At 70.1% G+C, this 7,241-nt stretch carries 7 protein-coding genes and 1 rRNA gene; all 8 read right to left on the reverse strand.

The annotated features are described in order from the left end of the window. Positions 1–10: 10 nt before the first annotated feature. Positions 11–1,681, reverse strand: a complete 1,671-nt coding sequence (gene recN, locus H5393_RS10485; protein ID WP_182766603.1) for a DNA repair protein RecN — start codon at positions 1,679–1,681, stop codon at positions 11–13. Beyond that, on the reverse strand, positions 1,682–2,581 hold the full coding sequence (locus H5393_RS10490; RefSeq protein WP_182766604.1) for an NAD kinase: 900 nt from the start codon (positions 2,579–2,581) through the stop codon (positions 1,682–1,684). It abuts the gene before it with no gap. Positions 2,582–2,590: 9 nt separating this feature from the next. Beyond that, entirely contained in the window at positions 2,591–3,307 is a 717-nt protein-coding gene (locus H5393_RS10495; protein ID WP_182766605.1) for a TlyA family RNA methyltransferase, read from the reverse strand. After that, a complete protein-coding gene (locus H5393_RS10500; protein ID WP_182766606.1) occupies positions 3,304–3,516 on the reverse strand; it encodes a hypothetical protein in 213 nt (70 codons plus the stop codon). The genes H5393_RS10495 and H5393_RS10500 overlap by 4 nt, the downstream gene beginning before the upstream one ends. Next, the gene (locus H5393_RS10505) at positions 3,513–4,505 is read right to left on the reverse strand and encodes an HAD-IIA family hydrolase (RefSeq protein WP_182766607.1); all 993 of its coding nucleotides are present in this window, start codon (positions 4,503–4,505) and stop codon (positions 3,513–3,515) included. The genes H5393_RS10500 and H5393_RS10505 overlap by 4 nt, the downstream gene beginning before the upstream one ends. Then, entirely contained in the window at positions 4,502–5,674 is a 1,173-nt protein-coding gene (locus H5393_RS10510; protein ID WP_182766608.1) for a tetratricopeptide repeat protein, read from the reverse strand. Before H5393_RS10510 ends, H5393_RS10505 begins: the two co-directional genes overlap by 4 nt. Further along, positions 5,671–6,816: a hypothetical protein gene (locus H5393_RS10515; RefSeq protein WP_182766609.1), complete on the reverse strand. Its 1,146-nt coding sequence runs from the start codon at positions 6,814–6,816 to the stop codon at positions 5,671–5,673. Before H5393_RS10515 ends, H5393_RS10510 begins: the two co-directional genes overlap by 4 nt. A gap of 354 nt (positions 6,817–7,170) precedes the next feature. Next, positions 7,171–7,241, reverse strand: a 5S ribosomal RNA gene (gene rrf / locus H5393_RS10520); the annotation flags it as partial.

Raw genomic sequence — 7,241 nt, forward strand, 5'->3', positions numbered from 1 at the left:
GATATTCCCCCTACCGGGCAGCTTGTGCGAGCAGCTCCTGTGCGTGCTCGATCCCCTTCGTCGATGAGGAGGCGCCGCCCATCATACGGGCCAGTTCTGCGGCGCGCTGGTGCTGGGTGAGTAGACGCACACCCGAAGTGGTCACTTGGCCGTCGGACTCCTTGGCCACCACGAAGTGGGCGTCTGCGAACGCGGCCACCTGGGCCAGGTGGGTCACGACGATCACCTGGCTGTGGCCGGCCAGTCGTTGCAGCCGCCGCCCGATCTCCAGGCCCACGGCGCCGCCCACGCCCGCGTCCACCTCGTCGAACACATAGGTGTGCTGCGCGCCGGCGTCTGCCAGCACGACCTCGAGCGCGAGCCTGACGCGCGAGAGTTCGCCGCCGGATGCCACCTTGCCCAGCGGCGCGGGTTCGGAGCCCGGGTTGGCGGTGAAGAGCAGTTCGATGCGGTCCGCCCCGTGCGGCCCGATGGGCGCGTCGGTGACGGCGAAGCGGAGTTCGGCATGCGGCATGGCCAGCGCTTCCAGCTCGCCCTTGACGCGTTCCGCGAGGTCGTCGGCCGCCCGGTGCCGGGCCGCCGAGATGGCCGCCGCGTCCGCCGCGAGCGCGGCATCGAGTTCGGCGACGCGGGCGCGCAGCGTGTCGATACGCTCGTCGCTGCCGACCAGCTGGCCCAGCCTGGCCGCAGACGTCTGAGCCCAACTGAGCACCTCGTCGACGGTGGTGCCGTACTTGCGGGTGAGGCCCGCCAGGGCGCCGCGCCGCTGCCCCACCGCTTCGAGGCGGAGGGGGTCAGCCACCAGGTCGTCCACGTAGCCGGCCACGTCCGCGGCGAGGTCTCCCGCCAGCATCGTGAGCTCAACAGCACGGCTCGCGAGCAAGGCGGCGGCCTCGTCGCGTTCAGCCAGGGCCGCGAGCGCCTTGCGTGCCTCCCCGGCAAGGCCGACGGCGCCGGGAGCATCGAAGTCGGTCTCCGAGCCGCTCAACGCCTCGTGCGCGGTGGCCGCGAGGCTGCGCAGGTCGTCCAGGTCCATGAGCTTGGCCTGCTCTGCGGCCAGCGCGTCATCCTCACCCGGCTGCGGATCCACGGCGCCGATCTCCTCCAGACCGAAGCGCAGCATGTCGGCCTCGCGGGCGCGGGCCATGGACTGCTCCTCGAGCTCCTGCAGTTCGGCGGCCGCCGCTTTCCGCTCCGCAAAATGGGCCCGGTAGCCGGCCAACTCCCCGGGCTTGGCGTGCGCGTCGAGCAGTTCGCGCTGGCGGTCCGGGCTGGACAGCCGGATCTGGCCTGACTGCCCGTGGATCGTGGCGATCTCGCCGATGACGTCCGCCAACGCGGAGATGGGGACGCCCACGCCTCCGAGCACCGCGCGGGAGCGGCCCTGAGCCGTCACCTGCCGCAGCGTGACCAGCTCGCCGTCCTCGGCGTCTCCGCCCAGGTCACGGACGCGCGCGGCCAGGTCTTCGGCCACTTCCCAGCGGCCCTCCACGACGGCCCGGTCCGCGCCGCGCCGCACGATCCCCGCGTCGCCGCGGCTACCCAGGAGGTGGCCGAGGCCCGAGACGATCATGGTCTTGCCGGCACCCGTCTCGCCGGTCAGGGCGGTGAGGCCCGGCCCCAGTTCGAGTTCGGCCATGTCGACCACTCCGAAGGCTGTCATCCGCAACGCGGTGAGCATCTACTTCTCCGTCTGCTTGCGCCACCCGTGGACGGGCAGCGCGAACTTCTTCACGAGTCTGGTGGTGAACGGCTGCTCGCCGAAGCGGGCCAGGCGCAGGTGGACGCCGAGCTGGGTGACTTCGACGGTCTCACCGTCGGCGACCTCGTGGCTCCTGCGCCCGTCGCACCACAGGATGCCGCGCGCGGGGAGGTCCGGGGTGATGTGGAGCCGCACCTTCGACGAGGGGCTCAGAACCATGGGGCGGTTGAACAGCGCGTGGGCCGCGATGGGCACCACGAGCATGGCCTTCACGTCGGGCCAGACGACGGGCCCGCCTGCGGAGAAGGCGTAGGCGGTGGAGCCGGTAGGGGTGGACACGAGCACCCCGTCGCAGCCCCAGCGCGAGAGCGGGCGGTCGTCGATGCTCACCAGGACGTTGAGCATACGCTCGCGGGCCATCTTCTCCAGCGACACCTCGTTGACCGCCGAGGAAGTCCACGTGAGGTTGCCGTCGCGGTCGGTGACCCGCACCTCCAGGGCGAGGCGCTCCTCCACCTGGTAGCGGCGCTCCTCGACGACGGTGGCCAGTTCGTGCAGATCAGACGGCTCGAGTTCGGCGAGGAAGCCCACATGACCCAGGTTCACCCCGAGTAGGGGCACGCCCAGCGGCAGCGCCCACTCCGCAGCGCGCAGGATGGTGCCGTCGCCACCGAACACCACGGCCAGTTCCGCCATGCGGTTGTCCAGGGCCTGGAACTCGACGGCTGGGCTCACCTGGGCGGCGATCCGCTCGACATCGTCGTCGAAGACGAGGAAGTCGAAGCCCATCCTGTGGAGGTCCGCCATGAACGCGATCGCGTTGTCGAGGGCCTCCTCCCGGTCAGGGTGGACGAGGACGGCCACGGTTCGCTTATTCACGCGCCCAGCCTACCGAGTCAGCCGGACGAAGTACTCCACGTTGCCCGATGCGCCGGGCAGTTCGCTGATGCCGCGCCACCGCTCGATCCAACCGAGGGATTCGGCGTCGGAGACCACCACGTCGACCGCCTCGATGCGCAGCTTCTCGTCCCGGACGACACCGCCGGAGCCGAGCCGTTCGCGGCCCACCTCGAACTGGGGCTTGACGAGAAGGAGCGCCTCGCCGTCTGCCGGCAGCACGCCGAGGAGGGGCTGGAGCAGGAGACGCAGGGAGATGAAGGAGATGTCGCCGACGATCCGGTCGACGGGTTCACCGTCGAGATGCTCGAGAGTGAGGTCACGCAGGTTGAGACCTTCGTGGACGCGCACGCGAGGGTCCGAGCGGAGCTCAGCGACCAACTGGTCGTGGCCCACGTCGACGGCGTAGACCAGGTCTGCGCCTCGCTCGAGGCAGACCTGGGTGAAGCCGCCGGTGGAGGCTCCTGCATCGAGCACCCTGCCCCGGACGGTGAAGCCTGACGCGTCAAGGGCCCCCAACAGCTTGTGGGCGGCGCGGGAGACCCAACGCTCCGCGTCCGCAACGAGGTCGTCCTCGTAGCCGACGCGCAGCGACGCCTTGGCCGCCGCCGTTCCGTTGACGCTCACGCGCCCTCCGGCGATGAGCGCGGCCGCATGCGTGCGGGACCGCGCCAGTCCACGCTCGACGAGGGCGATGTCGAGTCTCACCGTGCGACGCCGGGGATCCCCAACTGCGTGAGGTTGGGGTCGTTGTTGAGCACCGCCTGGAGCACCGACTGCGCCTCGGTCAGCTTCGCCGTCTGCTCTTCGAGCGGCAGGTCGTCCAGCGACTCGAGGCCCGCCATGACCTCGCCCACCAACTCGACCCGCCGAACCTCGGCGGGCGCGGCGCTCCTCGGTGTCGCCCCCTCGCTCACCTCAGGAGGTCCAGCGAGTTGAGGACGTTCGAGATGTCCACGTCGAAGCGCCACCGCGCCTGGAGGCCGGCCCAGAGGGCATCGAGCTGCTCGTCGCGGGTGACTGGCCGGGTGGACAGGTAGCCCACCCCGTCGGTGAAGTCGACCTCCTGGTAGCCACAGATGTAGCGCTGCCCTTGGAATTCGGCCTCCCGTTTGGGCTCGAGCAGCGCGGTGGCGTCGAAACCGATGTGGGTGGGGCGGAACGCCGGCGGGGCGACGTCGAGGTCTGCCTTGCCATGGGCGCCGGTGAACACGAACAGCGAATCCATGCCGACGTTGTTGGCGCCCAGGATGTCCGTGTCGGTGCGGTCACCCACGAAGATGGGGTGCGCCGCGCTGAGGCGGAGCACGGTTTCATCGAGCAGCGGACGGTACGGCTTGCCGGCGATCTTCGGGTCGATCGCCACGCAGTTGCGCACCACGCCGACCTGGGAGCCCAGCCCGGGCACGATCCCGCGCTCGGAGGGCCTGGTCAGATCGGGGTTGGTGGCGTACCAGACGGCGCCGCGCTGGATCGCCAGGGCTGCGTCCTCCAGACGGGTCCACTCCAGCGTCGGGTGGTATCCCTGCACGACGGCCATCGGTTCATCATCGAGGGAGTCGACGACGGTGAACCCGGCGCCCGCGAGCTGCTGGGCGAGGGCGTCAGTGCCCACGGCGAGGATCTTCGCGCCGGCCGGGAGATCTGCCACCAGCATGCGTAGGGTCGCCTGCGTGGAGTTCACCACGTCCCCCTCGCTGGCGCGGATCCCGAGTTCCTCGAGGTGCTCCGCGACAGCTGCGGGGGTACGCGCGGCGTTGTTGGTGACGAAGCCCACGTGGGTGCCGCGGGAACGCAGTTCCTCCAGCGCCTCGGGAATGCCCTCGACCGCGTACGGGCCGAGGTAGATCACTCCGTCGAGGTCGAACAGAGCTGCGTCATAGTCAGCGGCAAGGGCCTTGATCATCGCTCGGTCTCCTCCGTCGTCGGCTCCACCAGCGTATCGGTCACCGGCTCGTCAACCCCCGCCGGTAGCCCTTCGGTGCGGATGGTCGCGTCCTTGGGTTCGGCATCCTCCGTCGTCACATCGGTGGAGTCGACAGTCTCGACGTCGTCGCCCACAGCCGGCGCCTCCTCCGCAGCGAAGTCCTGTCCCTCCAGGTCGACGTCGTCCTCGGGCTGGGACTCTGACTCAAGGTCCTCCCCCGATTCGACGAGGTCGAGTGCTTCGGCGTCTCCAAGGTCGTCGTCATCGTCGAGTTCGTCGTCATCGTCTTCAATGTCGTCATCGTCGTCTTCGATGTCGTCGTCGTGGTCGTCCTCGTCGTCCTCGTCGTCCTCGTCGTCCTCGTCGTCCTCGTCGTCCTCGTCGTCGTGGTCGTCCTCGTCCTCGTCGTCCTCGTCGGGATCGTCATCCTCGTCGTCGAACTCGTCGGCGCCGCTCTCGTCCCGGTCGAGATCCTCTGCAGACTCGTCCTCGTCGTCCTCTTCCTCTTCCTCTTCCTCAGTGAAATCGGGCAGCGTGATGCCGTCGATCTCCGCGAGGCGCTCGGCGATATCCAGGTCACCCGAGCGGTCGAGTTCAGAGGCTGACGTGAACCACTCGCGGGCAGCAGCGCTGTCGCCGCTCTCCTCAAGGAGGTTCGCCAGCGCGTACTGCAGGCGCGCCTGGGCGTGGGGCGGGCCAACCTTGCGGGAGATGGCCGCCTTCAGCAGGCGGAGGGCTTCGTCGCGCTGACCGAGGTCATCGCGAATGCCGGCCTCCACCAGGAGGCACTCGATGTGCAGGTTCACGTCCGGATGCTTCGGGTTCAGCTCATTGAGCACGTCGAGCGCTTCGTGGTGCCGCCCGAGGGCGCGCTCGCAGTCGGCGATCAGCGGGATCAGTTCATCGCCCCCGGACATCCGGCGGATTGCGCGGAACTCGCGCAGTGCCACGGCGAACTCGCCGGCGGCGTAGGCGGTCTCAGCGGCCGCTTCACGAACGATCGGGAGCCGGCCGGCACGACGCCTCGCTGCCTCCGCGTGACGGAAGGCAAGTGCGGGGTCGGTGTCAATGTACTGCCCTGCGGCCCAGATATGCGCGGCGACCGTAGCGGCCAGGTCCTTCGGGAGGCCCCTGAGCTCGGCCTTCACACCGGGATGTAGTTCCTTCTCGTCGTATTCCAGCGGGGTCGCGGGTTCGTCCGCGCGCGGTGCAGTGCCGGGGCGGTGGACGCGCTCTTCCCGATCGTCACGGTCCCAGCGTCGATCATCATCGCGGCGAGGGCCGCGGTCATCGCGGTCGGCCCACGGACGGCGTTCACCCTCGGAGCGGGGGCCACGACGGTCGTCGTCGCGGCGGGGGCCGCGGCGGTCGTCGCGGTCACCCCACGGACGGCGCTCGCCTTCAGCGCGGGGGCCACGACGGTCGTCGTCGCGGCGCGGGCCGCGGCGGTCCTCGCGGTCACCCCACGGATGACGCTCACCCTCAGAGCGAGGAGGACGACGGTCGTCATCGCGGCGCGGCCCACGACGGTCATCGCGGTCACCCCACGGACGACGCTCACCCTCAGAGCGAGGAGGACGACGGTCATCGTCGCGGCGCGGGCCGCGGCGGTCGTCACGGTCACCCCACGGACGACGCTCACCCTCAGAGCGAGGAGGACGACGGTCGTCATCGCGGCGCGGCCCACGACGATCGTCACGGTCACCCCACGGACGACGCTCACCCTCAGAGCGAGGAGGACGACGGTCATCGTCGCGGCGGGGGCCACGGCGGTCGTCACGGTCACCCCACGGACGGCGTTCGCCCTCGGGGCGGGGGCCACGACGGTCGTCGTCGCGGCGCGGGCCGCGGCGGTCCTCGCGGTCACCCCACGGACGACGCTCACCCTCAGCACGAGGAGGACGACGGTCATCATCGCGGCGGGGGCCACGGCGGTCGTCACGGTCACCCCACGGACGGCGTTCTCCCTCGGGGCGGGGGCCGCGGCGGTCGTCACGGTCACCCCACGGACGGCGTTCGCCCTCAGAGCGAGGAGGACGACGGTCGTCATCGCGACGGGGACCACGACGATCGTCACGGTCACCCCACGGACGACGCTCACCCTCAGAGCGAGGAGGACGACGGTCATCATCGCGGCGGGGACCACGACGATCGTCACGGTCACCCCACGGACGGCGTTCTCCCTCGGGGCGGGGGCCACGGCGGTCGTCACGGTCACCCCACGGACGGCGCTCACCCTCAGCACGAGGAGGACGACGGTCATCATCACGGCGCGGACCACGACGGTCATCCCGACCGCCCCAGCTGCGCCCCTCCCCACCCTGACGCGGGCCGCGACGGTCATCGTCGCGTCCGGTTCCGCGGGAGCCTCGCGGCGCACCGCCGCTTCGCGGAGCGCGACGTTCGTAGTTCTCGCCGTCTCGCCCGCGGTTGCCCTGGCCTTCGTCCGGTGTGGAGTTGTCAGTCATAAGGACCATCATCCCAGCAGAGGGGGCCTACTCCCAACTTTTCGGGAGCACTCCTCCACCGCCCCCACGCCAGTCCGCACCGCTGGCGGCCCTGGTTGCCGGCCTGTTGCCCTACGAAAGGGTCTGTAAATGCAACAAACCCCCCGAACCAGGTTCGGGGGGTTTGCTATAAAGAAGTCCGGCGGCGTCCTAGTCTCCCACGAGGTCCCCCTCGCAGTACCATCGGCGCAGAGAGGCTTAACTTCCG

Source organism: Tessaracoccus sp. MC1756 (assembly GCF_014164735.1).
In the GTDB taxonomy this organism is placed as follows: Bacteria; Actinomycetota; Actinomycetes; order Propionibacteriales; family Propionibacteriaceae; genus Arachnia.